Source organism: Marinactinospora rubrisoli, from assembly GCF_042664915.1.
GTDB lineage: Bacteria > Actinomycetota > Actinomycetes > Streptosporangiales > Streptosporangiaceae > Marinitenerispora > Marinitenerispora rubrisoli.
In genome coordinates, this window is sequence record NZ_JBHTBH010000001.1 from 655,832 (window position 1) to 679,830 (window position 23,999).

Below are 23,999 nucleotides of genomic sequence, written 5' to 3' on the forward strand. Positions count from 1 at the left end.
TCGACGTTGGGAAACCCGCACATGAGCACTGACATCCTGCGCTTCGCCACGGCCGGTTCCGTCGACGACGGCAAGAGCACCCTGATCGGCCGGCTGCTCTACGACTCCAAGTCCATCCTTGAGGACCAGCTCGACGCGGTCGAGCGCACCAGCCGCTCCCGCGGCGAGGAGCAGACCAACCTCGCGCTGCTGACCGACGGTCTGCGCGCCGAGCGCGAGCAGGGCATCACCATCGACGTCGCCTACCGGTACTTCGCCACCCCGCGCCGGACGTTCATCATCGCCGACACCCCCGGCCACATCCAGTACACCCGCAACATGGTCACCGGCGCCTCCACAGCGGACCTCGCCATCGTCCTGGTCGACGCCCGCAAGGGCCTGCAGGAGCAGAGCCGCCGGCACGCGTTCCTGGCCACCCTGCTCCAGGTGCCGCATCTCGTGCTCGCGGTGAACAAGATGGATCTCGTCGACTACTCCCAGGACCGCTTCGAGGAGATCCGGCGGGAGTTCGCGGAGTTCGCCACCCGGCTGGACATCGCCGACCTCACCTTCGTCCCGATCTCCGCACTGCACGGCGACAACGTGGTGGAACGCTCGCCGAACACGCCCTGGTACGACGGCCCGTCGCTGCTGCACCACCTGGAGAACGTGCACATCGCCTCGGACCGCAACCTCATCGACGTGCGGTTCCCGGTGCAGTACGTGGTGCGCCCGCACCGGGCCGACGACCCGGAGCTGCACGACTACCGCGGCTACGCGGGCCAGGTGGCCGGTGGAGTGCTCAAGCCGGGCGACGACGTCGTGCACCTGCCATCGGGGCTGCACACCCGGATCGCCGGAATCCGGACCGCCGACGGAGAGGTCGCCGAGGCGTTCGCCCCGATGTCGGTCACCCTGCTGCTGGAGGACGACATCGACATCTCCCGTGGTGACATGATCTGCCGTCCGAACAACCGGCCGACCGTCACCCAGGACGTCGAGGCGATGGTCTGCTGGATGTCGGAGAAGCGCGACCTGACGCCGCGGTCCAGGCTCATCGTCAAGCACACGACCCGCACCGCGAAGGCGCTGGTGCGCGACCTGCACTACCGGCTGGACGTCAACACCCTGCACCGCGACGAGGGCGCCGACCGCCTCTCGCTCAACGAGATCGGCCGGATCAACCTGCGGGTCACCCAGCCGCTCTTCGTGGACGAGTACCAGCGCAACCGGCTCACCGGCGGGTTCATCCTCATCGACGAGGGGACCAACGCCACCGTCGGCGCCGGGATGATCGTCCAGGCCGGCTGAGCCGCCCCGGCCCGGCGGGCGGCGCGGTGCGGCTCCGGAGCGGGATCCGGCGCCACACCGCGCCGCCGCGTTGCGTGACCGTACGGTGACCCTGCGTACTAGAGTGGGTTCGTGGACGGGTTCCAGCTGGTCTTCGTGGGAGGCATCGGCCGCTCCGGCTCCACGCTGATCGAGCGGCTGCTCGGCGAGCTGCCCGGGGTGTGCTCGGTGGGGGAGATCGTGCACATGTGGCGGCGCAGCCTCGTCGACGACGAACCCTGCGGCTGCGGCGTGCCGTTCGGCGACTGCGAGTTCTGGCGGCGGGTGGGCGCCGCGGCCTTCGGGGGCTGGGACCGGTTCGACCCGGGCGACGCGCTCGGGCTGCGTGCCGCCGTGGACCGCACCCGCCACGTTCCGGCGCTGCTGCGCCGCGACCCGCCGCCCGCCCTCGCCGCCGCGCTGGACCGTTACACAGGTCTGTACCACCGGCTGTACGGCGCCATCGCGCAGGTGAGCGGCTGCCCGACCGTGGTCGACGCCAGCAAACACGCCTCGCTGGCGGCCTGCCTGTGGCGCCGCTACGACCGGCGGATGCGGGTACTGCACGTCGTGCGCGACCCTCGCGCGGTCGCGCACTCCTGGACCAAGCGGATACCGCGGCCGGACGCCACGGCGACCAGCCCGGAGCAGGAGATGGCCCGTTACTCGCCCGGCCGTACCGCCGTGCAGTGGACCGCGCAGAACGCCGTCCTGGCCGCCATCGCGCGCCGCGGCGTGCCGACCCGGCGGGTGCGCTACGAGGACTTCGCGGCGGCCCCGGCCCGGGAGTTCGCCGGCATCGCCGAGTTCGTCGGTCACACCGGCGCGTTGCCGTTCGGAGCCGACGGCACCGCGACGCTGTCCCGCACGCACACGGTGTCCGGCAACCCGATGCGCTTCACCACCGGTCCCGTGTCGGTGCGCGAGGACACCTCGTGGCGGGGCGGCCTGGCGGCGCGGCACCGGATGGTGGTGTCGGCCCTGACCGCTCCGGTGCGCCGGCGGTACGGGTACTGACGGCGGGCGGCCGGTCGCAGGCCGGGACGGCGGCTGGGGCGATGGCCGCTACGGCGACCGCCGTTCCTCACCGTCGGCGTGCGCTCCGGTGGCCGGAACGCTGACGCGCGGCGCGCAGCGTCGACGCGGCACGCCCGTGGTAGCGCGTCGCCGGACCGCGCCCGGGAACGCGGTCGAGGTCCTCGGTGCGGACCGCCGCCCGGGCGGCGGTCCGGCGGACCTCCGCGAGTTCCGGGCCGTTGCGCTTCAGCAGCTCCGCGACCCTGGCGATCCGCCGGTCACGCTCGGCTCTGGCGAGCAGGGTGTGGGCGAACACCGCCCCCGCGGTCAGGCTCGCGGAGACGGCGAATGCGGTAGAGGTGTCCACGGTGGAGGACTTTAGCCGGATTCTGCGCCGAGGTGTACAGGTGCCGTCGCCCGGTCGTCACCGGAAGGCGGCCACGTGCTCCTCCGCCCACTCCCGGAAGAACCGGGCCGGGACGCCCGTCACCCGCGGCACCGTGTCGCGGACGGCCAGCACCCCGTCGTTGACGTCGCCGCCCATCAGGTCGAGCACCGCCGCCGCCGTCTCCGCGCCGAGGTACCGGGCCATCCGCTGCTGGGCCTCCTCACGGCTGATGTCCACGAGGGTCACCGGCTCGCCGAGCGCGGCGGCGATGGCCGCCACCTGCTCCCGGGGTGTGACGCGCTCCGGTCCGGTCAGCGGGTACGTCCGTCCCTCGTGACCCGGCCGGGTGAGCGCCACCCGCGCCACCGCGGCGATGTCGGCGGGGTGCACGGCGGGCAGGCCGATGTCTCCGAAGGGGGCGTGCACGGTCCGGTGTTCCCGGATCTCCGCCGCCCACCACAGCGTGTTCGACGCGAACTGGGTCGGCCGCAGGATCGTCCAGTCCAGGCCGCTGTCCCGCAGCGCCTGCTCGACGGCGAGGTTCTGGCCGCTCGCGGGCAGGTGCGGGTGGGTCTCGACGGCGATGGACGACACCAGCACCACGTGCCGCACGCCCGCCTGCCGGGCGGTCTCGATGATGCCGGCCTCGGCGCCGGCACCGGAGATCAGGAACAGCGCGTGCGCGCCTTCCAGGGCGGGCTTCAGCGACTCGGCCGAGGCGAGGTCGCCTTCGACGGCCACGACCCCGGTGGGGAAGCGGGCCCGCGCCGGATCGCGGGTCAGGGCGCGCAGCGGCGTCGCGCCATCGGCGTGCAGCTGCCGCACGAGTTCACGGCCGATGTTTCCGGTGGCGCCGGTCACGAGGATCACGTCGTCTTCTCCCGTGGTGGAGGGGTGAGTCGGGAGAACGCTAGGACCTCGATCTAAGTGGAGGTCAACCGGCGGTGCCGTGCCGGAGCGAACGCAGGGCGTCGAGGTCGTCGTAGGCGGCGGAGAGCTCTCGTTCGAGCACCGGTGAGCCGGCGTGGAAGAATCCGGCCTCGACCGTCGCCGTGGTCCGGGGGTGCGCGAGCCAGTCGAGCACGTGCGGGTCGACCCGGGACGGTGTTGTGCGCACGACCGATCGGATCACCGCCGCGAGCTGGCGGAGCGCGGTCTCCGACGTGTCCGCGTGCCACACCGCGAGGAACGGGGAGCGGTCCTCGAAGGGGCTCCGCAGCGCGTGCAGCAGGCCCTCCGCCGGGCGGACGTCGGGTGGGGACGCGAGCACGTCCCGCCACAGGGCGTGGCAGAAGGCCGTCACCGCTCGCTGCTCGTCGTCGGGCCAGGCGCCCCAGCGAGCCGTATGGAGTCGGTCCAGCGTCATGGGCAGGTCCCAGCTGAACCAGGTGTCGTCCAGCGCTCCGAGCTCCAGCATTCGCGGCAGGAAATGCCGGAAGTCGTCCAGGTCGCCCCACGTGGAGAGCGCCTTGGCGGCGAACGGCCGCAGCGCGGCGGCGCTCAGCCTCCGCGGCGGCGCCGCCCGCAGAGCCGCCCGGGCCGCCGGATCGACGCAGTGCGGGCAGGCTGCGATGTCCGGCCGGGCCGGGTAGCGGGCGAAGACCGCGTACATCTCGTTGACGGCCCATGTGAGCGCCTCGTGCATGACGTCAGTATGGCCGGGTGGATGCGCGCGGTTCAGGTGTGTCGTCCTGGTGATCGGGGCCGTGGGGAATTGTGCTCTACGGGGTTTTCTTCGTGGATCGCGGTACCTGCCCGGGGCTGGGGGTTTCTGGCGGTGACTCGCCCGCTCTCGACACGTAGTGTGTTGACTGAGGTGCGTATGGTCATCATTTTGCTATGTGCGGAAATCCACGCTCCTCGAATACCGGGAAGACGGGTGGGACGGTACGCCGAACCTGGGGGCGCGCCACCCGGGCCCGAGTCCGGCGGTTCGGGGCGCTGCTGCTCGCGGTGACCGCGGCCGCGACCGCGTGCGTGCCGGAGGATCGGGACCACGGCCGAAGGGCGATCGGCGACGGGCCCCCTGGCGTCGCAGGCACCCCATCGGAGGCGCCGACGAGGCGGCCGTCCGGCTCCCCGAGCCCGACCGCCCTGGTGGCGTCCGTCGCGCAGGCGGCGCCGGAGACGGCCGCGCCCGGCGGAACGGCTCCGTCACCCGCCGACCCGGAACCGGCCCCGGCCGACCCGGCGCCCTCGGCGGCGCCGCCGGTGCCGGAGGAGGAGTCTCCGGCGCCGTCCCCGGAACCACCGTCCCCGGCGCAGCAGCCGCCATCGGAGGCGCAGCCGGAACCGGCCGGATCGCCCGGGGACGCGGCGCCACTGCCGCCCGTCCTGGTGCCGCCGCGCCCGGACGAGGCCCCGGCCGCGCAGCCCGATCCGCCCGCCGCGACCGCCGCGCCGGAGCCTCCGCCCGCGACGGAACGGTGCGAGGTGAGCGAGATCCTGGAGCCGTCCTGCGGCGTCTGGTGGGGAGCCAGCCCCTGGCAGGACGACGTGCACCGGCTGGAGCAGGCGGTCGGCCGGCGGATGGACATCGTCTACACGTGGCACGGGGTCGACCAGCACGAGATCCCCGACGCGGCGGAGCGGGAGCTGCTCGCCGAGGGCCGGTTCCTGCACGCCAACGTCGAGGCCCGCCGGTTCACCGAGCCCGGGCACCCGCCCGTGACCTACCGGCAGATCATCGACGGCGAATTCGACGCGGCGCTGACCGACCAGGCGCGCGGGGTCGCCGCGACCCGGCGGCCGTACTTCATCACCTTCGACCACGAGGCCGACGGTGGCCGCCGCTACCAGAAGCGCGGGACGCCGGAGGAGTTCACGCAGGCGTGGCGGCACATCGTCGACCTGTACCGCGCCAACGGCGCCGACAACGCCATCTTCGTGTGGAACGTGACCGGCTGGCCCGCCAACCTCGACCGGCTGCCCGGCCTGTGGCCCGGCAACGACCACGTCGACTGGATCAGCTGGGAGGCGTACAACATGACCGGGTGCGAACTGCAGCCCAACTGGGAGCGGGTGGTCAGCTTCGAGGAGGCGCTCGCCCCCACGTACGAATGGATCCAGACGGAGGGGCCCGCGCACGGCATCGACCCCACCAAGCCGGTGATGATCGGCGAGATGGGCACCGTCCCGATCCCGGGTGACCCGCGGGCCACGGCCGAGTGGTACGCGCAGATCCCGGAGGTGCTGCGCAAGTACGAGCGGGTGCGGGCCGTGAAGGTCTGGGACGGCGTCACCGCGCCGACCTGCGACTTCCGGGTTCTGGAGGACCGGCACGCGGCCCACGGGTTCGCGCAGGCCGGCCGCGATCCCTACGTCAACCTGCCGCCCCAGGCGCGCGAGGCCGTCGAGAAGGCGCTCGCCCTGATGGAGGACGCGCAGGAGGCTCAGGGGCCGGAGGAACGGCCCACGGAAGAGCGGCCCACGGAGGAGGGGACCGGGGCGACGGCGGAGACCGGCGACACGACGCAGCCGCCGGATTCCACGGCCGACTCCGGCGGGTGACGCCGCCCGGCCGTCCGGCGGCGGGTCCCCGGCCGGACGGCCGGCCGCACGAACAACAGCGGAACCGGCTCTGCCTTGCTCCGTTCACTCGCCACGGAGGCTCCGCTCCGTTCACTCGCCACGGAGGCTCCCCCACACTCCGCGCTGGACGGCCACTCCCGGCTTACGCGCACCGAAGACCTGCCCGATGAGAAGGCGGCCACTGGCGCGGCCTTCCTGCGAGGAGCCGCCGCCTGGTCCGCCGCACGCGTGCTCACCGGCGACGCCGGGGCCTGCGGGCAGAACACCTGGCGACCGGCCTGCCGTGACCTGGGCCTCGCCGGATCGGCCCCGCTAGCCCTGGCCAACGCGGTACGACCAGCACCGGCCGCGCACCGGAATCAGCGGCCGCACCGTGGCCGGCCGCGTCACCGGCCTCGCCGGACAACCCGGCCTAGATCCCCTTGCCCCGCCGGTGCAGGGCGCGCAGCACGGCGTCGGCCGGCAGACCGCAGGCCACGGCGACGGCGAGCGGCACCCGCGGCTCCAGCGGGCGGGCGCGCAGGGCGGCCAGAGCCCACTCCAGCGCGGTGCCCCGGCGGCCCGCTGCCGCCTCCGCGAAAGCGATCTGGCCGGCCACCCGGGCGTAGCCGCGCGGGACCAGCCGGAACTCCGGGTACTCGGTGAGCAGCCAGCGCAGCGCCGTGGAGACGGTCTGCCATCGGCCGGTGAAGTGCGAGCGCGAGTGCCACAGCACCCGCACGGCGGGGTCGGGCAGGTTGCGGATCGGCGCGCGGCGGGCGAGGCGGAGCAGCAGCTCGTAGTCCTCCCCGTAGCTGCCCGGGATCTCCTCACGGACCATGCCGCAGCCGTGCACCAGCGCGTCCCGGCGCAGCAGGAAGGTGGACGGGTGCAGCTCGGTGAGCCGTGAGCGGAGCAGGTCGGCGAAGGTCACCGTGGTGCGGTCCAGCACCCGAGGCGACTCGGTGGTGTTGTACGCGACACGGATGCCGCAGCACACGATCTCGGTCTCGGGTTCGGCGCGCAGCACCGCGACCTGGGCGCGCAGCTTGTGCGGCAGCCAGGTGTCGTCGTCGTCGCAGAAGGCCACCAGGTCGGTTTCGGCGGCCAGCAGGCCGGTGTTGCGGGCGCCGGCCAGGCCGGGGCTCATCGTGTTGCCGAGCACGAGGACGGGGCGGTCGTCGGAGTCGTCGGACAGCGAGTGGTCGGGGTCGTCGTGGTCGTAGACGACCAGGGTGGTGATGACGCCGGGGTAGTCCTGCCCGGTGATGGAACGCAGGGTGCGCCGCAGCAGCTCGGGCCGGTCGCGCGTGGGGACGACCACGGTCACCTCCGGCCAGGAGTCCGCCGCCACGTCGGCGTCGGGCTCCGGGAGCGGACGCTGCGGAGGGGTATCGGCGGACGAGCAGAGCAGGTCGATCAGCTCCCCGGCGTAGCGCACCGCGGCGGCCGGCCCGGAGTCGGCCTCGGGGTCCATCCGGAAGTCGGCGGGCTGGCTGAGCGCCTTGTCGAGGGTCGCGGTGAGCTGCTGAGAACTCGCGCAGGACCGCACCATGCCGGCGATGTCCAGCCGGGAGACGAACCGCAACTGGTGGTCGTCCACGTGCTCGCCGAGTTCGGGGTCCCGGGCGACGGCGATGGGCAGGTGCCCGCTGCGCCGCGCCTCGGTGACGGTGGCCGGTCCGCCGTGCGTGACGACGGCCGCCGCCTCGGCCATCAGCGCGCCGAGCCGGTCGTGGTCGAGGAACGCGACCCCCTCGGCGACCGACGGCGGGCGGGTGCCACCGTGCTGCACCAGGCAGCGGACCTCTGGGCGGTCGGCGGCGTAACCGTCGATCCAGTCGACCAGCCGGTCGAACGGGTGGTGGTCGGTGCCGAGGCTGACCAGCACGAGCGGCCGGTCGTCGGGCGCGGGGCGGTCGGTCATAGCAGCGGTCCTACCGTGATGGCGGTGGGCATGAAGCCGCGCTGCTCCTCCCACTGGGCGAGGAACAGCCGGGTGAACGGCCGGCAGAGCCGGGCGGTCAGCGTCGGCGTCTCGATGCGGTCGTAGACCTCGATGTAGACGGTGGGCACCCGGAGCAGCCGCGCGACGACGAAGAAGGGCAGCGCCACGCCGGCCCCGGTGGAGACCACGACGGCCGGGCGGCGGTCGGCGAACACGCGTACCGCGAGAAGCGTGTTGCGCAGCAGGTTTCCGAGGTGGCGGGTGGTCGGACGATGCGCCCACCAGACCCGTTCGCCGTCGAGCGTGGAGACGGCGTCAGGGGTGTGGAAGGTGACCCAGCTGCGCTCCCGTCCGTCCCACCAGGGGCGCAGGGACCACAGTTGCGCGAGGTGACCCCCGCTCGACGCGACGAACAGGACCGAGGCGGCAGGCATGCCGCCATGATGTCATGGCGATACGTGATGACCTAGTAACGCACCGCCATCATGCCACGTCGGTGGGCGTGCCGATCGCGACGCGTCGTTCCTGGTGTGCGTTTTGAATACTCATAGGTATTGAATACCGGCAGGTATGCTAACCTCCGTGGCATGACCCAGTCCGACGACCGCCTGCCGGAGCCGACGCCCCGCACGCCGCGCGAGGAGGTGCGCCGCCGCCTCCTCGCCGCGGCCGCGAAGGTCTTCGCGGAGCGCGGTTACGCCGACAGCAGGCTCGACGACATCGCCCGCGTCGCGGGGTTCACCAAGGGGGCGGTGTATTCCAACTTCGGCAGCAAGCAGGAACTGTTCGGCGCGCTGCTGCGGGAACGCTCCGACGCCGAGCTGACCGCCGTTATGGCGGAGGCCCGCGACTCCGGCGACCTCGGGGACGCCGTCCACGGCGCCGCCCGGCTCGTCGCGCGGCGCATCGTCGAGGACACCGAACGGGGGCGTCTCGGGCTGGAGTTCGCCGCCCGTGCCACCCGGGATGAGCCGACCCGGGAGACCGTCGCCGAACTGCGCCGCGCGCAGCGGGAGGCGGCGTCCCGGTCCATCGCGGAGGTCACGCGCAGCGACGGACGCGGCCCGGCCGTCGATCCGGACCTCGCCGCGCTCATCGTGCACTGCCTGACCAACGGCCTGTCCATGGAACATCTCGTGGACCCCGGATCGGTCGATGCCGAAACCGCTGAACGGGCCCTCGCCGCCGTCCTGTCAGCGTTGCTGGGTGCGCCGGCGCGCGACTGACGCCCCCCTTCCCCCTGCCCACGCCTCCGGAGGCGCCCCATGTCCACGCCCCCTTCCACCCCGCGCGTTCCGCTGGCCACCGGCGGCGCGCTGCTCGCGATCGCCGTCCTGACCTCATGCGGTCCCGCGTCCGCCGCCGACCCCGAGGAGCGCGGTTTCGGCCCGGTCGGGGACCGGCTCACCATCTCCGTTGGCGGTGGCGACCTGACGGTGCGTCCCGCCGACGTCGAGGAGGTCGAGGTGACGCGGTGGTTCACCGGGTGGTCCCTCATCGGCGCGCGCACCGCGGCGACCTGGGAACTCGCCGGCGACACGCTCACGCTGGCCACCGACTGCGGTCCCGTGGTGCTCGGCCGCTGCGACGCCCGCTATGAAGTGCTCGTGCCCCGGACCGTCGCCCTCGCGGTCGAGGGGGACAGCGGGCAGATCACCGCCGCCGGGTTCGACACCGCGCTGGCGATCGGCTCGGAGAACGGTGCGGTCCGCGTCGAGGACGTCTCGGGCCCCCTCACGCTGCGGAGCTCCAGCGGGCGACTGCACGCCGCCGACGTCCGGTCTCCTCAGGTCACCGCCGATTCCGAGAACGGGGAGATCACCCTGTCCTTCGCCGACGCCCCCGCGCGGGTGGACGCGACGACGGAGAACGGCGCGGTGACGGTCGAGCTACCGGAAACCGGCTACGACGTCACGGCCACGACGGACAACGGTGACGTGCGCACCGACGTGACCGAGCAGCCGGGCAGCCCGCATGTGATCACGGTCCGGACCGACAACGGCGGCATCGACCTGCGCTCCACCGGCCACGCGCCGCCCGGCGGCGACGACTGAGCACGCCCCGTCGAGCCCGCCGGCCCGGAAGCGGCGGGCACCCGGACCCGGGCCGGCACTAGCATCAGGGGTTCGCCGAGAGGAGGCCGTCCAGCGTGGCCGACGATGCGCTTTCCGCGTACGACGCCCAGGTGCGGGGGCATGTTCCCCGGTTCCCGCCGGTCGGCGCGGTGGTCGAACGGGACGGACCGGTGGTGCGGACCCACTACGGCACGCACGGCCGCGTCGAGCATCGCGGTCCGGCCGACGGCGACCTCCGGCAGGTGATCCGCCGGCAGCAGGCGGCGTTCGCGGAGCGCGCCGAGCCGGTGGAGTGGCGGGTACCCGAGCACCATGGCATCCCGCTCGGGGAACTGCTGACCGAAGCGGGCTTTCGCCCCGGGTGGCGGCGTTCCGTCCTCGTGGCGGGCATCGACGGGCCCGCTGCCACCGCCGTACCGTCCTCCGGCCGCGCCGTACGGGGAGTGGGCGGCCGCGACCGCCAGATGGCGGAACGGGTCCGCGCCCTCGCCGTCGCCTCCGGCCCGCACCGCACGCCGCTGGCCGAGGTCGAGGCGGACGGCCGAGTCCGGTTCTCGGAACTCAACGTGCTGGCGCTCACGGAGTCGGAGCGGGTACTGGGCGTGGGCTGGGCCGAGTTCGTGGACGGCACGGAGTTCGTGGCGATCGGCGGGCTGACCGGGCCGCACACCGAGTTCCTGCCGGTGTGGCGCCAGTGGGCGCGCTCCGGACCGACGCGTTACCTGGGATGGAACCCGCCGGACCCGCGGTACCTGCTCGCGGAGGCGGACGGCCCGATCCGAAGCGCTCTCACCGCGAGCGGGTTCCGGGAGATCACCACGGTGCGCTCCTACCACTGGACACCGCCGGGCACTCCCGCCACGTCCCGACCGGTCACGATGCTGTTCGACGAGCCCGGTCACGATGCGCTGTGGGACGGCTTCGCGGGCCGGTTCGCCTTCCGGCCGAGCACCGCGGTCTTCCCAGCGATCGACGAACCGGCCCCGTCCTCGACCTGGCGGCTGGCCGCCGGAGGCGGACGCGGCACCACCGCCGCGCTCGACGCCGCCGTCCGAGGCGGGCTGCGCCGCTGTGCCCGCCCCGGCGAATCGCTGTACTGGCTGGACTGGCAGCACCCCGGCTACCGCTTCGACCCATGGCGTGTCGGCACGCCCGGCCGCCCGCGCTGGCCCGGCAGCGCGTACCCGAACGGCGACTACTACCTGTACCTCACCGCGGACCTCCGGCTGGGCACCTTCGGGCATCCGTGGGAACGCACGCTGTGCGTCTTCGGCGCGGAGCTGCTGGCCGAGGTCGCTGACGAGATCACCGCGCTGCTCGGCTCCCCGATCCGCCGGGACGGGCACGGCGCCGACGGCCGGGCCCCGTCCCCCTGACGTGCTCTGGCTCACTCTCCCACGGTGATGCCGAGCGCCTGGGCCAGGGCGGGCGCCAGCGCGAACAACTGGTCGGAGCCGATGGTCGCCCCGCGCAGCGCGTCGTAGCCGGAGGCCAGGTCGATGGCGGTGGCGCCGCGCAGGTCGACCTTGCTCAGCGTGGCCCGGTCGAACCGGGCGGACTCCAGCCGCGAGCCGGGGAACCGCACCTTGGTCAGCCGGGCCTCCCCGAAGTCGACGTCCACGAGTACGCAGTCCTCGAAGACGACGTCGGTGAGGGCGGCGGCCCGGAAGTTGACGGCGTTGAGCTTGCAGCCGGAGAAGACCACCCGCCGCATCGCGGAGTCGAACGCCGCGACCCCGGCCAGCGAGGCCGACAGCACGGAGACGTCCTGCCAGCCCGACCCCCCGAGGTCGACGCCGGTCATCCGGGACCCGTGGATCCACACGTCGTCGAACCGCGCCCGCCGGTACCGGCCCCGGTCGAAGGCGACGGACGTGAAGGCGCACTCGATGAACCGGGCGCCGGACGCCTGGGCGTCCTCGAAGACGGTGTCCGCCGCGTGCAGGGCGTCGTAGTCGCCGTCCTCCTCGGGTTCTCCTTCGAACGGTTCGAGGGCGGCGGCGTAGGGCAGGTCGGCGAGTGTCCGTGGTATCCGCATCGAGATCCTTCTGACGTGGGCGAACGGTGTCCCGCCCAGGACCGTAGCCGACACCACGGACGGTGTCCGCACCCAGCGGTCGCGGTTATGCTGCCGGACACATCACAGGAACGCGGAGGTCGACGGGAGCGCCATGGCTGACGAGGAATCGGCGACGCCGGGACGGACCGGGCCACCGGATATCAGACAACGCTTTCAGGAGTTGAAGACCCGGCACGGCGACACCGAGCGGATGTGGCGCGCGGTGGAGGCCGAGCTTGAGATGCGGGTGAACCGGGCCGCCGGCCTGTACGCCCGTGGCTTGCAGGCGGCGGAGGGAGAGCGCGAAGCCGAGGCGCAGCAGTTCTTCGCCGATGCCGGGCGTTGGGTGCGCGGTGTGACGGATCTACTTGCGTCACAGGCACGCGGGCGGTTCCCCGGTCTGATGTTCGAGGCCGGGGTGGTCAGCGGGCGTAGTGCCTTGCAGAGGGACGACCTCCACGAGGCGTATGACGGGTTCTCGAATGCCTACTTGATCGCCCGGCAGCTTCGTGGCGATGAACGCGGCCCAATGCACGACACGGTGCGCCGCGCGGACTTCGCGCGGTTGCAGGAACGGCTCCTGGAACGGGCAGCCGGGGAGACGGACCCGAAATCTGCGGACGGAATGCTGGTCCTAGCGGCCCAGATCGAGAGTGATCTGCGTGAACATCAGGATCCGCGACGGATGCGCGAGATTCAGCTTCAGCGTCTCGGGCGACAGATGGAGATACTGGACACCAACGCTGCCTCTGATGAGGAGTCCGTCCGTGCGCACCGATCGGCGGCGATCGAGACGGCGACCACGATTCTCGGCGCGCAGCCACTAGATAAGGCCGGCCCCGAGCTTCGTCCCGTCGCCTACACGTACGCCCGGCTGCTGCGGCAGTTCTTCGCGGATGGCGGCTACTCCAAGGCCGACGCGGCGTACGCCGTGGGGAACCTGCGCCAGGTTCATACGTACCTCAAGCTGGGCGACCCGGACGGGATCCAGGGGATGGACACCCGTGAGAGCCTGCTCGCACTTCGCGATGCCGACCGTGCCAGCCTCGCCATGCTCCCCGCTCCGGGTACGGAAGACTGGAACGACCTGAAAATGGACAAGAAGCGGGAGGTTGACCAGCAGCGTCTGGAACTGCTGAAGGAGATCGTCGCCGTCGGCACCCACTTGGCGGGATCTGAGAGAGACAAGAACGACGAGGCGCAGCGGGCGGCCGACGCCTTCGAATTGTTTTCGGCAGTTGCGCAGAGTGGCCCCGAGCAGTGGCCGTACGCTCGAACGCGACTTTCGAAGCTGCCGGAACGGCTCACCGAAGCGTTCGGAATCGGCGACGACCGGGTCGCGGCGGCGGCCAGTTCGCTGGCCGCATTGCAGTTCGCCGACGGCCGCACGAAGATGGCCGAAGGGCAGCCTCGTGCGGCGCTGGAGGCCGTGAAGAAGGCGGTCGATCACCAGCAGTACGCGGTGCGCAGCCTGCTTGCCAGGGGAGCGGATGTGACAGAGGCTCAGAGGACACTGGCGACCATGCGGCGCGTCCAAGGGCAGGCTGCGGTGGGTGGACCGGACATGGGGTCGCCGATCACAGCGATGGACGCGCTGCGCGCCAAGCGGGCCGCTGCCGGCGCGCCGCTGGATCGAGGTGTCGTCGCCGCTCTCGCCCGGCCGAATGCCCCTGCTCCGTCGTCCACAGCGCCGGTGCGGGACGCCAGAGCGGCGATCCGCAGGGCCTTCCGCATGAGCTGATGCCGACGCCGGCTAGAGAAAGGCACTTCTCCGCCAGAGCAACGGCCTCCCCCGCGCCGACGGAGCCGTCCGGCCTTCGGCCTATGTCATGAACCGCCTACGGCGCGGCGGGTGGCCTGGTGGTTCGGATGGAACCGGCGGGGCAGCAGCCCGTCCAGCCGGAGTGGGCGCCGCAGCCGCCACAGTGTGAGGGCATAGCCGGTGCCGCCGACGGCCAGCGCCACCGCCAGGGACCCCGCCCCGCCGCCGAGTAGCCCCTGGCAGGCCAGCGGGACCGCGCCGAACCACACCGTGCAGGCGCCGGTGGCCGCCAGCCATACGCGGCTGAACGGGGACAGCCCCAACGCGCGGCGCAACTGGCCGAGCGGCAGCAGGTTGCGGACGCACACCGCCGCCACCCACGCCACGGCGCCGCCCACCGCGCCGAGGACCGGAATGAGGGCCACGCACAGCAGCACGTTCGCGCCCAGGGCGGCCAGGTTGTTCACCAGGTTCCACCGGGTCCGGCCGGCCATCGTGAGGACGAGGTCGCCCATGCCGCACGCCGATGACAGCAGCATCCCGGCCGCGACCACCACCAGCACCGCGGCCCCGGCGCTGTAGCCGGCCCCGAAGATCTGCAGCAGCAGCGGCGCGTACAGCGCGGCGGGCAGGTAGAGCGGCCAGGTGAGGCAGATCAGCCAGACGGTGCTCGCGCGGAACAGCGCGTTGGCCCCGGCGCGGTCGTCCACCGCGAGCAGTTCGCTCAACCGGGGCTGGGCGGCGTACTGGATCGCCTGCGTGCCGAACTGGCCCACCACCATGAACCGGGTGGCCGCGGTGAACAGCGCGGCGTCCACCGCGCCGCGCAGCACGGCCACCAGCACGATGCCGCTGCGCTGGATGCCGATCTGCGCGACGCTGGCGACCGACCGCGGCAGGGAGAACCCCCAGAACGCCCGCGCGTCCGTACGCGGCGGGTCCGGGCCGCCGTCCGCCGGACCCGCCGCCCCCGCTTGGGGTGACGGGTCCGGCGGCGCGGCCCGCATGACGCGGCGCAGCCAGAGGCAGGCGAGGACCGCCGCGGGCAGGTACGGGCCGGCCCACGCCACCGCGAGCAGCCCCGCCGCCCCGCTCGCCGCCACCCCCGCGAGCAGCCCGAGCTGGGTGAGCGGCCGGCCCACCCGGTCCAGCAGCACGGTGCCGCGCATGTCGTGGAACCCTCGAGCCGCGGCGAGCAGGGCGTCGGTGAGCACCGCGAACGGCAGGAACACCGCCAGCAGCCGCAGATACCGGCCGGCCTCCGGGCCGCCCAGCAGATCGGCCAGCGGTTCGGCGACGAGGAACAGCAGGCCACCCGCCAGTATCGCCAGCGCCACCACCGGTCCCAGCGCCAGCCGCAGCACGCCGGGCACGCCCCCGGCGGCGCCGAGCGCGCGCAGCCGCGCCACGAAGTACACCAGGCCGTTGGAGGTGCCGAGGTTGGCCACCGTGGCGCAGATGAGGAAGACCGACGCGGCCGAGAAGAAGGCACCGGCCGTCTGCTGGGAGAACGACCGGGCGATCGCCACCGTCAGCACGACGTTCAGTCCGGCCCCCACCACCGCGCCGGCCAGGTTCACCGCGCCACCGCGCGCCACCCGGCCCAGGCCGGCGGGATCCGCGCGCGGCACGGGCGCCGCGCCCGGTGGCCGCATCGTCACCTCCGCCACGACGGGGTCCGGCCCCACCAGGCGGCGAGCCGTTCGTCGTGCGGGGCGAAGTACTCCTCCAGCCGGGCGCGCAGCGCCGGGTCCATGTCGGCGCGGGGGCGCGCGTTGTGCCGCTCGAACCGGATGTCCGGCCGGTGCGGGAGGCCGAGGAACAGCTCCACCTCGGCGAACACCGGTTCGGGGTCGGTGAAGAGGTCCCCGCTGTCCACGACGTACAGGCGGTCGCGGCCGAGGTGCTTCTCCAGCCGCTCCAGCTGCTCGGCGTAGCGCCCGCGTGCCAGGTAGCCGTGGTGCCGGTGGCTGTGCGACACCGCCGTGGGGTCGGCGCGCAGCCGCTCCTCGGTCCCGGCGAGCCGGTCCTGTTCCAGCTCCAGGGCGCGCTCGAACGGCTCGGTCTCGAACCCCCGGGCGCGTTCGTGCACGTGCGCGGAGTAGGCCCGCTGGACCGGGTCGCGCAGTGTGACGATGACCCGCACCTCCGGCAGCTCCCGCGCGATCCGCTCGGCCGCCAGCGGATGGAACAGGTAGTACGGGCTGGACTCGCCGACCTGTACCGGGGCGGGCGGAGCGCCGCGCCGGCGCCGGGTCCGCATCGCGAGCGGGAAGTGCCCACGGTACCAGTCGAGCCCGCGATGGTGGCCGACGTCGAAGTAGTGCACGCCTTTGCGCAGCACCGGCCCGAGCACGGCGGGATGCTGCGTCAGCGCCTTGAAGAGCGAGGTCGTCCCGCACCGCTGCGCGCCCGCGATCAGGAACGTGGGCAGGACGCGCAGGCCACGGGTGCACTGGCCGAACGCGTCGGCCGCGCGACGGGCCGCCTCCTGCGCGGCGGAGCGGGTACCGCCGGACGGCCGGGTGGAACGGTCGGACATGGTGGCCCCAATCTCGGGTGGTGATGGTGGACGGTGCTGGGCGATGGTGCGGCGTGGCGGCCAGGCCGTGGCGCCGGGGGCTCACGTGGCGTGTCTGGCCTCGTGCGCGGCGCGTTCCCGCAGGCCGGCCAGCGCGGGCAGCGCCCACTCGCCGACCGCGGCGAGCCGGCCGCCGGCCTCGGCCTGCCGGTCCTGGAGGTAGCGGGTGGCCAGGTCGACGAGGTAGAGCGCCATCACGGTGGAGACGGAGTCGGGGCGCAGCCCGGCCGCGTGCAGGAGGGGGTCGCGCAGCAGCCGCGATCCGCTGTCCAGCCAGCGGTGCACGCCCGCCTGCACGCCGGTGCGCACGCACTCGGTCAGCTCGTAGTGCAGGGCGTCCATGCCCACCGGGACGTCGAAGGCGAGCCGCTCCCAGTCCCACACGAAGGCGCGGCGCGGCGTGCTCGCGACGTTCCACCGGGTCAGGTCGCCGTGCCACGCCCCGAAGGGCAGCAGGAGGTCGGGCAGTTCGTCCAGCACGGCGCGCAGTGGCGGCGCCTCAGGGCGGCCGGCCAGCGCCGCGACCCGGCGGCGCAGCTCGTCGAGGTAGCGGCTGGTGGAGAGACGGTTCTCCCGGATCGGCTCCAGGGCGGCGATCTGGGTGACACAGCGCAGCAACTGCCGCCGGGTCGGGCGGTCCGTCTGGTGGCCGACCGGCAGCGCCTCCTGCACCAGCAACGGACGGCCGTTCCACTCGCCGGCGTACACCAGCCGCGGCACGGTGATGTCGCGCAGCCGCGCGTCGGCGAGCCGCCGCAGCGCGGCCGTCTCGGCGGCGACCAGCCGCGACGTGAGCTCGTTGACCCCGACCTTGGCGAACCCGATCGTCCGCCCGCCGGGTGTGAGCAGCAGCAGGACCGGTTTGCGGTTGGCCCTCGGCGGGCCCAGGTGGATGGCGATGACGACCTCGCGGTCCAGCGCGGCGGCGAGCGCGTACTCGATGGCCGGCCCGGCGGCCACGCGGAGGCGGTCGCGGAGCAGCAGTGGCGCCGCCCCGCTGGCGAACGCGGTGGTCAGCAGCGTGGCGCGGAGCCGCTGGCGGAAGGAGTGGCGCTGGGCGAACGCCGCGACGCCGCGCGCGGCGGCGTAGCGGTTGGCCACCGGCAGGATGACCCGGGGGCGCCGCGCGGACGGCACCGGCAGGTACTCGCGCACCTCGCGGCCGTCCGGCCCCGGGAGCCGCGCGCCGCCGGACTCGCCGCGACCGCGGCCCACGACGCCGCCGCCCGGCCACAGCACCCGGGCCAGGGTGGTCAGGTAACCGGCTTCGCCGTTCACCGCGTCACACCCTCACCGGCTCGGCGGCGGCGCCGGCGCGCTCGGCCGCCCGGCGCCACAGCAGCGCCACGGCGGTCAGCGTGATGGCGAGCGGCGCCGTGAGCGCGACGTAGCAGAGCATGTACCAGAACAGCAGCAGGACGGTGAGCAGGGCACCCGCGCCGATCGGCGACGGGTCGCCGCGGTACCGCCACGCGGCCTGCGCGAAGAACGCGACGAACAGCGCGGTCCCCACCCAGCCGTTGGCGACGAGCAGCAGCCACAGTTGCCCGTTGTTGCCGATGGTGGTGTTGCCGCACTGCGGGCAGTCGGGGGTGCGGCCGATGGCGATGGAGTCGCCACCGCCGCGCAGCTCCCGGGTGGCGCCCCAGCCGGCGACGGGCGACTCGCCGGCCGCGCGCACGGCGGCGGCGCTGGCCGTGGCCCGGCCGTCGTCGCTGTGCGGGTGGGCGGCGCGCTGTTCGATGATCGCCATGAGCGGGGAGAACAGCAGCGCCACCGCCGCGACCAGCGCGGCGGTTCCGCAGAGCATCGCCGCGGCCGTCTTCCGGCGGCGGACGAGCTGGTACAGCAGGAAACCGAACGACAGCGCGAGGCCCACCCACAGCCCTCGGTTCAGCGAGTAGACCACGGGCACCGCTGCGAGGCAGATGGCGACGGTGGCCGCCCCCCGCCGCCACCCGGAGCCGAACCGGATCCAGCCGACGACGAGCCACACCAGGAGCAGTGAGAGGTTGTTGCCCCAGGAGTTGGTGTACTCCCACGGCGCCTTGGGACGGGGAGCCTCGTAGCCGAGCACGTCCATGACCTGCGCCGCGGCGGGGTGCAGCAGCGCCTGAACGTACGGATCGGCCGCCAGCGCCCCCGGCAGCAGCCGCTCCAGCGGAGCGGTGAACTCGAAGTACGGGGCGACCGTCCCGAGCACGCCGCCCGCGACGGTGGCCAGGCACAGCCAGCCGAGGGCCCGGGCCACCCGCAGGTCGGACAGCTCGTCCCGTGAGAGGTTGCCGACGTAGAGGAGGAGCACGGTCACCGCCAGGTAGCAGCCGAGGCGCACCAGCGCGCCGAGCAGCCCACCGCTGCCCGGCATCGTGCCGGTGGGCGTGAGCCCGACCAGCGCGAGTCCGGCGACCGACCACAGGAGAAAGAGCGCCCACAGGCCGAACCCCGGCGGCACCCGGATCCCGCCAGCGCGGTGCCGGCGGAGCAACTCGATGGCCATGGGCACCGCGAACACCCAGAACGCGAACTGCCCGAGCCCGAGCGCCCACCACAGCGGGTACCCGGCGAACAGCGCGACGAAGGGCCATCCGGCGGGCGGCCGCAGGGTGCGGATCGGGCGGTCGGTGCCGCGCACGGTGGTCATCGCGTACCTCCGGGGAGAACCCGCCCGGCGGGGCGGGAAAGCGGACGGGGTCCGCGAACGAGGGCGGCGGCCGTTCGGCCGCGAGGGCGGGTTCGATCCGTGGGACGGGGACGGGGACGGGCGCGGCCGCACCGGCACGACGCGGGCCCGGCGGGGCGCGGGAGCGGCCGGTGTTCCGGCCCGCCGTCCCGGGTGCCGGCCGCGCGTTCGGCGCCCTCGGCGCGGCCAGGGACCGGCGCGGTCGCCGGTGTCGGGGCAGCGACCTCGCGCGCCAGCGGCTGGTCCGGCTCGCCGGAGCGGCACCCGGCGGTCTCCCGGGCTCGGTGGACGTCCTCCCGGTACCGCTGGGCGGCGGTGCCGGTGGTGGGGGAGTCCGCCGCCGCGCGGCCGCCACGTCGGAAGGTTCGGGACGGGACCGGCATCCGAACGCCGGGTCGCGGGGAGGACGGCATGACGAGCCCTCCGTGTTCGGGACGGACGTCCGCCGCTGCCGTGCCGGGGGTCGCTGTGCGGCGCCGCGCGGCCGGGCGGCGGCGTCCGGGCCGGGCGGAAGCGGGGCGAGGTGCTGGTGGTGCGATCGCTGACCCTGGGGCCGCATGGGCGTCACCGGGGCACGGGGGCAGCGTGCGGTAGCGGGCAGGGCCGGGCGGAGGCGGGCAGGGAGCGGCGGCCCGGCACGTCGGCAGGAGGGTGCTCGATGGCACCCGCAGGGATGCCGCGGCCCGCTGGCGGGCGGCGAAGCCCGGCCGGGCCGCGCGACGTGCGGATGGGCCGGGCGATCCGAGACGCGCCGGGATCGGGACGGGCCGCGGTGGGCGGGCGCCGCCGTGGTCCTGGAAGGCGGCCCGGGGCTCGGAGGGCGCTGAGGCGGACCGCTCTGCCGGGCGGCCGCCGGACGGGCGGCGCGGCGACATCGCGGACCCGCGGCGGAGGGAGCGGGGCGACCGGACCGGAGGAACGGCGCGGATGGCAGTGGACTCCGGGGACGCGGAGGAAGCGCCCGGGTGCCGGACGGCAGCGGTGCGGTCGGTGGAGCCGGCCGACCGCCTCGGCGGCCGAGGCGGGCACACCGGGGCCTGGTGGCCGGAGACCTCGGCCGGTACCGGTGCCGGGGGACCGGCGGGCGGGGCCGGCACGCCCCCGCCCGCCGGCCGTCGGGTGACGGTCGCGCGTCGTACCGCGCCGGTGTCCGGTGCCGCGGGCGCCGCCGTTTCGGGGAGCGCCTGCGGCACCGGAGCGGACCGGCGCGGACCAGTGGTGGATCGCATCGGGTCCGTCAACGTTGCGGTGCGAGGTCGGCGTCGTCGGTGACCGTGCCGGCGTCGGCCTGCTGCTGGGCCGGGACCGCGGACTTGCCGGGCGCCGTTGCGTCCGAGGCCGCGGGTGCGGCTTCGTCCGCGTCGGCCGTGCCGGAGTCGGCCGCCTGCGCGTTCGCGGGAGCCGCCTGCTCCTCGGGCGCGGTGTCCGGTGTCGCGGGCGGTTCCGTGGCGTCCGGCCGGCCGTCCTTCGGCTCCGCGGCGACGGCCGCCTGTGCCCGGGCGGCCGTGTTCGTCGGCGGGAGACCCCACCAGACGCGCAGCCGCTCGAACAGGTCGCGCGCGACCCGCAGCGCCGTGGCGGCTCCCCGCTGCGGCTCGGCCGGGTGCTCGGTGGCCACCGGCGCGGGCTGCCCGGCGGGGCGCTGCTCGGGCAGACCGACCGTGCCCAGCACCTCGACGCCCAGCCGTTGCAGCCGCTGGACCGCGTCGCGGACGTCGGCGGCGCGGGTGCGGCCCAGTTCGACGGTGACGATGGCGGCGTCGGCGTCGCCGGCCATGGCGTAGGCGTCGGCCCGCGCCGAGGTCGGCGCCGTGGCGATCAGCACGTACCGGGCGCTGCCCCGCAGCTCGTGCAGCAGCACGCTCATCACGTCGCGCTGGAGCAGGTCGGCGGTGTGCTCGCCGGGAGCACCCGGCGGCAGCACCCGGAGCCCCGGCACCGCGGCCGGGCGACGCTCCACGTCGGTGTGCTCGGCGGTGCCGTCCAGCACCTCCGCCAGACCGGGGCCGTCGGTGATGTCCAGGAGTTCGGCGGCCGTCCGGTCCGCGGGATCGGCGCAGACCAGCAGCACGTCGGAGTCGGTGCGGGCCAGGGCGGCGGCGAGGTTGACGGCCGTGACCGCCCCGGAGCGCCCCGGGGGCACGCCGGGCACCAGCAGCACCCGGCCGGTGACGCCGAGCCGGTTGCGGAGCGTGTGCGCGAGCGCGTGGAATCCCTGGGCGGCCGGATCGGCGGACGGCAGCGGCCCGGACCGTGCCATGGACTCGGGCCGGCCGCTGAGGTCCAGCAGCAGCGGGACGTCCACGGCGCGGCGCAGTTCACGGGACCGGTGCAGGTACGGGTCGGTGCGGTCGACCAGGTAGCCGACGGCGAGGCCGGCCAGCAGGCCCAGCAGGGCGCCGCCACCGAGCCACAGGGGCGCGACCGGCGAGCTGGGAGAGTCGGGCGCGACCGCCGCCGTGATGATCCGGCCGGGGACCACCGACTCGCGGAGCGCGCTCAGCGGGTTGATCTCGTTGTTGAGCTCGGTCAGCTCCCCCTGGACCGCCGAGAGATGGCTCTCCGCGCGGACCTGCGCCCCGCCGGACGAGGTAGCGGCTCGCTCGGCCAGCGCGTCCAGCTCGGCGCGGCGCCCCTCACGCTCGTCGCGCAGCGCGGCGATGCGGCCGTCGAGCTGATCGGTGATCTGCGCCTTGCGGTAGTCCAGATACGCCGCGGCGAAGGCGGCCGACCCGCGGCGCGCCAGCTCGGGCGTGGCGTCGGAGTAGGCGATCTCCAGCACGCTGCTGTTCGGTGGAACGGTGACCGCGACGCGCTCGCGCGCCTCGGTGACGTCCTCGGCACTGTCCAGGAGCGAGACGGCGGCGTAGGCGACCTGGGTGGACCCCACGATCTGGGCCTCGGTGTCGAGGTTCACCTCGCCGTTGGTCCGGCCGGACCGTTCGCCGGTGAGTTCGGGGACGCCGGTGGGCCGTACCTGCACCGCCGTCTTGGCGGTGTAGGTGGCCGGGACGACGAGCAGCGCGAGGGCCGCGAGTGTGACGCCGAAGGCCACGCCGACGGCCGCGATCCACCAACGCCGGCGCAGGAAGGCCGCGTAGTCGCCGAGTTCCGGTCCGGATGCAGCGGTGTCCATCTGGATTTCGGTCCTTCCATCTGCGGGTACCACGCAATGGATCTATACGAATACGCAGCGTAGTATCTCCGGCGCGAAGAGTGGTCGATATCCACAGGGGTGGCCGCCGGGTCGTGCGGCGAGGAGAGGGCGTCAGGGCGGCGTCCGACGCACCGGTACGGCGGTGCGGGTGTGCGGCCTCCGCGGTGCGCCGTCGGCGCGGGAATCCCCGGCCCGCGGGCGGCGTGTCGCCGGGCCGGGCGGATGGCCGGGGTGAGGGGGACGGCGGTGCGGTCGCCGCCCCGGGGGTTCACCGTGTCACCGGAACGGAATTCCCGGCGGGTTTCGGTGTGGATCCCGGAGTATTTTCACCACGTGGTTTTCCGGGCTGTTCTCTCATGCGGCGCCGGCGCGGTGGCGTCCGCAGAATTCCTCGATTTCCCTCCTGGTCGCCTGGTGGTGCGCGGGGGCCGCCAATGGAGGTCATCACCAGGGCGAACCTCGCATGGCGCGGGATTCCGGTGCGCCGGCCGCTAGTCGATCGCATTGATGAACAGAAACAGCAGAAAGAGGATGGCGACGGCCGTCGTCCAGTCGCTGGACTGCCCCTTGAAATTGCGCGGCGGCACGGAAACTCCATTGTTCGGGAACGGGGTGCGGTCCTCATTATTGGCGCGGCCCCCGGCGGGAAATCTTGTTCGTTTTTCCGGTGGCCGGTGTTGGCCACGAGGTCCGATCGTCACACCAGGTGACGGATTTCGGATCGATGATCACCCTGCGTTTAAATCCCGTGAAACGGACAGCCGAAGCGAGGAGTGCGGTAGATCCCGATATTTTTTCGGGAGTTCCGCACGTGATTCGGGCTTCTGGCGCAGGTAGGCGGACGACGGTGTACAGCGGTCAGGGCCGCCCCGAGGCGGGGCGGCCCTGACCGGAACGTTCGCAACGTCGCGGGAGGGCGGCCGGTGTCGTCGGCGACGCGGGGGGTCTGGCCGGTCGGACGGCCGGTCGCGACCGGACGGCGGACGGCGGTCAGGGAATCAGCAGGCGGGGCTCGTCGTCCTCGTCGGCCTGCACGTACACCTCGGGGCAGGCCGCCACGAGTTCCCGCAGGACCTCCCGGTAGTCGTCGGGGCCGATCCGGTCCTGGAAGCCGACGATGGCGTCGAGGGTGTCGGCCAGGCGGTCGCCGTACACGGGGAACACCGTGAGTTCGCCGCCGCGCGGATCGACGAGGTTGAACAGGAGCTCCGGGCGCTCGTGGTGCCGCTCGATCTCCAGCACCATCCGGCCGCGCGGGTAGGTGAGCGCGGCCCGCGACAGTGTCACGGCGCCCACGGCCATCTCCCAGCCGGCCGCTTCGAGCCGCTCGACGACCAGCCTCCTGTCCCGCTCGTCCCGATCGCCGGCCGACGCTTCCCCGCCCGACATGGCCTGCCCTCTCCGACGGATGTTCCGGAGCCGAACACTACCCGTGGGTGCGGACATGTCCCGGACCCGGCCGGTGCGGGCCGCGCGGAACCGTCCGCCGCACCGTCCGCCCGCGTCGGGGC

The 23,999-nt window shown here is 73.9% G+C and carries 19 protein-coding genes; 7 read left to right on the plus strand and 12 right to left on the minus strand.

Going from position 1 to position 23,999, the window contains the following annotated elements; translation table 11 throughout:
- The first annotated feature begins 21 nt into the window (after positions 1-21).
- Positions 22-1,290: a sulfate adenylyltransferase subunit 1 gene (locus tag ACFQRF_RS02995; protein WP_379868574.1), complete on the plus strand. Its 1,269-nt coding sequence runs from the start codon at positions 22-24 to the stop codon at positions 1,288-1,290.
- A gap of 111 nt (positions 1,291-1,401) precedes the next feature.
- Positions 1,402-2,325, plus strand: a complete 924-nt coding sequence (locus ACFQRF_RS03000; protein WP_379868575.1) for a sulfotransferase — start codon at positions 1,402-1,404, stop codon at positions 2,323-2,325.
- A 67-nt stretch (positions 2,326-2,392) separates the two neighbouring features.
- Here ACFQRF_RS03000 and ACFQRF_RS03005 read toward each other — a convergent pair whose 3' ends face one another.
- From ACFQRF_RS03005 to ACFQRF_RS03015, 3 genes are all read right to left on the minus strand, one after another.
- Positions 2,393-2,692, minus strand: coding sequence for a hypothetical protein (locus ACFQRF_RS03005; RefSeq protein ID WP_379868577.1), 300 nt, complete (start codon positions 2,690-2,692; stop codon positions 2,393-2,395).
- Between the two features lie 57 nt (positions 2,693-2,749).
- Positions 2,750-3,583, minus strand: a complete 834-nt coding sequence (locus ACFQRF_RS03010) for an NAD(P)H-binding protein (protein ID WP_379868578.1) — start codon at positions 3,581-3,583, stop codon at positions 2,750-2,752.
- Positions 3,584-3,647: 64 nt separating this feature from the next.
- Positions 3,648-4,358 (minus strand): hypothetical protein, encoded by a 711-nt coding sequence (locus ACFQRF_RS03015; RefSeq protein ID WP_379868579.1) that lies wholly within the window; start codon positions 4,356-4,358, stop codon positions 3,648-3,650.
- Between the two features lie 788 nt (positions 4,359-5,146).
- Between ACFQRF_RS03015 and ACFQRF_RS03020 the strand changes: the two genes are divergently transcribed.
- Positions 5,147-6,223 carry a glycoside hydrolase family 26 protein gene (locus ACFQRF_RS03020; protein WP_379868580.1) on the plus strand — a complete coding sequence of 359 codons (1,077 nt, stop codon included), beginning with the start codon at positions 5,147-5,149 and terminating at the stop codon, positions 6,221-6,223.
- Positions 6,224-6,656: 433 nt separating this feature from the next.
- Here the strand turns inward: ACFQRF_RS03020 and ACFQRF_RS03025 are convergent, their stop codons facing one another.
- Together ACFQRF_RS03025 and ACFQRF_RS03030 are read right to left on the minus strand one after the other, a co-directional pair.
- Positions 6,657-8,150 (minus strand): glycosyltransferase, encoded by a 1,494-nt coding sequence (locus ACFQRF_RS03025; RefSeq protein ID WP_379868581.1) that lies wholly within the window; start codon positions 8,148-8,150, stop codon positions 6,657-6,659.
- Positions 8,147-8,605: a UDP-N-acetylglucosamine--LPS N-acetylglucosamine transferase gene (locus ACFQRF_RS03030; RefSeq protein ID WP_379868582.1), complete on the minus strand. Its 459-nt coding sequence runs from the start codon at positions 8,603-8,605 to the stop codon at positions 8,147-8,149. The genes ACFQRF_RS03025 and ACFQRF_RS03030 overlap by 4 nt, the downstream gene beginning before the upstream one ends.
- Positions 8,606-8,758: 153 nt before the next feature.
- On the opposite strand from ACFQRF_RS03030, the gene ACFQRF_RS03035 reads away from it, so the two are divergent.
- From ACFQRF_RS03035 to ACFQRF_RS03045, 3 genes are all read left to right on the plus strand, one after another.
- On the plus strand, positions 8,759-9,397 hold the full coding sequence (locus ACFQRF_RS03035) for a TetR/AcrR family transcriptional regulator (RefSeq protein WP_379868583.1): 639 nt from the start codon (positions 8,759-8,761) through the stop codon (positions 9,395-9,397).
- A gap of 39 nt (positions 9,398-9,436) precedes the next feature.
- The gene (locus tag ACFQRF_RS03040) at positions 9,437-10,225 is read left to right on the plus strand and encodes a DUF4097 family beta strand repeat-containing protein (RefSeq protein WP_379868584.1); all 789 of its coding nucleotides are present in this window, start codon (positions 9,437-9,439) and stop codon (positions 10,223-10,225) included.
- Between the two features lie 95 nt (positions 10,226-10,320).
- Positions 10,321-11,622: a DUF2716 domain-containing protein gene (locus ACFQRF_RS03045; protein ID WP_379868585.1), complete on the plus strand. Its 1,302-nt coding sequence runs from the start codon at positions 10,321-10,323 to the stop codon at positions 11,620-11,622.
- A gap of 11 nt (positions 11,623-11,633) precedes the next feature.
- Here ACFQRF_RS03045 and ACFQRF_RS03050 read toward each other — a convergent pair whose 3' ends face one another.
- Positions 11,634-12,284 (minus strand): pentapeptide repeat-containing protein, encoded by a 651-nt coding sequence (locus tag ACFQRF_RS03050; protein WP_379868586.1) that lies wholly within the window; start codon positions 12,282-12,284, stop codon positions 11,634-11,636.
- A 133-nt stretch (positions 12,285-12,417) separates the two neighbouring features.
- Here ACFQRF_RS03050 and ACFQRF_RS03055 point away from each other — a divergent pair, with 133 nt between their 5' ends.
- Entirely contained in the window at positions 12,418-14,046 is a 1,629-nt protein-coding gene (locus ACFQRF_RS03055) for a hypothetical protein (protein ID WP_379868588.1), read from the plus strand.
- 86 nt (positions 14,047-14,132) lie between these two features.
- On the opposite strand, the gene ACFQRF_RS03060 is transcribed toward ACFQRF_RS03055, so the two are convergent.
- The 6 genes from ACFQRF_RS03060 to ACFQRF_RS03085 form a co-directional block, all read right to left on the minus strand.
- Entirely contained in the window at positions 14,133-15,722 is a 1,590-nt protein-coding gene (locus ACFQRF_RS03060) for a lipopolysaccharide biosynthesis protein (protein WP_379869024.1), read from the minus strand.
- A 2-nt stretch (positions 15,723-15,724) separates the two neighbouring features.
- A complete protein-coding gene (locus ACFQRF_RS03065) occupies positions 15,725-16,609 on the minus strand; it encodes a sulfotransferase (RefSeq protein WP_379868589.1) in 885 nt (294 codons plus the stop codon).
- An 81-nt stretch (positions 16,610-16,690) separates the two neighbouring features.
- Entirely contained in the window at positions 16,691-17,926 is a 1,236-nt protein-coding gene (locus tag ACFQRF_RS03070) for an aminoglycoside phosphotransferase (protein WP_379868590.1), read from the minus strand.
- A gap of 4 nt (positions 17,927-17,930) precedes the next feature.
- Complete coding sequence (locus tag ACFQRF_RS03075) at positions 17,931-19,292, minus strand: ligase (protein WP_379868591.1); 1,362 nt, start codon at positions 19,290-19,292, stop codon at positions 17,931-17,933.
- 1,276 nt (positions 19,293-20,568) lie between these two features.
- Complete coding sequence (locus ACFQRF_RS03080; protein ID WP_379868593.1) at positions 20,569-22,467, minus strand: tyrosine-protein kinase domain-containing protein; 1,899 nt, start codon at positions 22,465-22,467, stop codon at positions 20,569-20,571.
- Positions 22,468-23,478: 1,011 nt separating this feature from the next.
- A complete protein-coding gene (locus ACFQRF_RS03085; protein ID WP_379868594.1) occupies positions 23,479-23,877 on the minus strand; it encodes a hypothetical protein in 399 nt (132 codons plus the stop codon).
- Positions 23,878-23,999: the final 122 nt, after the last annotated feature.

Bases quoted from the DNA above. Each gene is read 5' to 3' on its own strand.
- ACFQRF_RS03080 (WP_379868593.1), bottom strand. From the start codon at position 22,467: ATGGACACCGCTGCATCCGGACCGGAACTCGGCGACTACGCGGCCTTC.
- ACFQRF_RS03075 (WP_379868591.1), bottom strand. From the start codon at position 19,292: ATGACCACCGTGCGCGGCACCGACCGCCCGATCCGCACCCTGCGGCCG.
- ACFQRF_RS03085 (WP_379868594.1), bottom strand. From the start codon at position 23,877: ATGTCGGGCGGGGAAGCGTCGGCCGGCGATCGGGACGAGCGGGACAGG.
- ACFQRF_RS03060 (WP_379869024.1), bottom strand. From the start codon at position 15,722: ATGCGGCCACCGGGCGCGGCGCCCGTGCCGCGCGCGGATCCCGCCGGC.
- ACFQRF_RS02995 (WP_379868574.1), top strand. From the start codon at position 22: ATGAGCACTGACATCCTGCGCTTCGCCACGGCCGGTTCCGTCGACGAC.
- ACFQRF_RS03065 (WP_379868589.1), bottom strand. From the start codon at position 16,609: ATGTCCGACCGTTCCACCCGGCCGTCCGGCGGTACCCGCTCCGCCGCG.
- ACFQRF_RS03055 (WP_379868588.1), top strand. From the start codon at position 12,418: ATGGCTGACGAGGAATCGGCGACGCCGGGACGGACCGGGCCACCGGAT.
- ACFQRF_RS03040 (WP_379868584.1), top strand. From the start codon at position 9,437: ATGTCCACGCCCCCTTCCACCCCGCGCGTTCCGCTGGCCACCGGCGGC.
- ACFQRF_RS03030 (WP_379868582.1), bottom strand. From the start codon at position 8,605: ATGCCTGCCGCCTCGGTCCTGTTCGTCGCGTCGAGCGGGGGTCACCTC.
- ACFQRF_RS03035 (WP_379868583.1), top strand. From the start codon at position 8,759: ATGACCCAGTCCGACGACCGCCTGCCGGAGCCGACGCCCCGCACGCCG.
- ACFQRF_RS03015 (WP_379868579.1), bottom strand. From the start codon at position 4,358: ATGCACGAGGCGCTCACATGGGCCGTCAACGAGATGTACGCGGTCTTC.
- ACFQRF_RS03025 (WP_379868581.1), bottom strand. From the start codon at position 8,150: ATGACCGACCGCCCCGCGCCCGACGACCGGCCGCTCGTGCTGGTCAGC.
- ACFQRF_RS03050 (WP_379868586.1), bottom strand. From the start codon at position 12,284: ATGCGGATACCACGGACACTCGCCGACCTGCCCTACGCCGCCGCCCTC.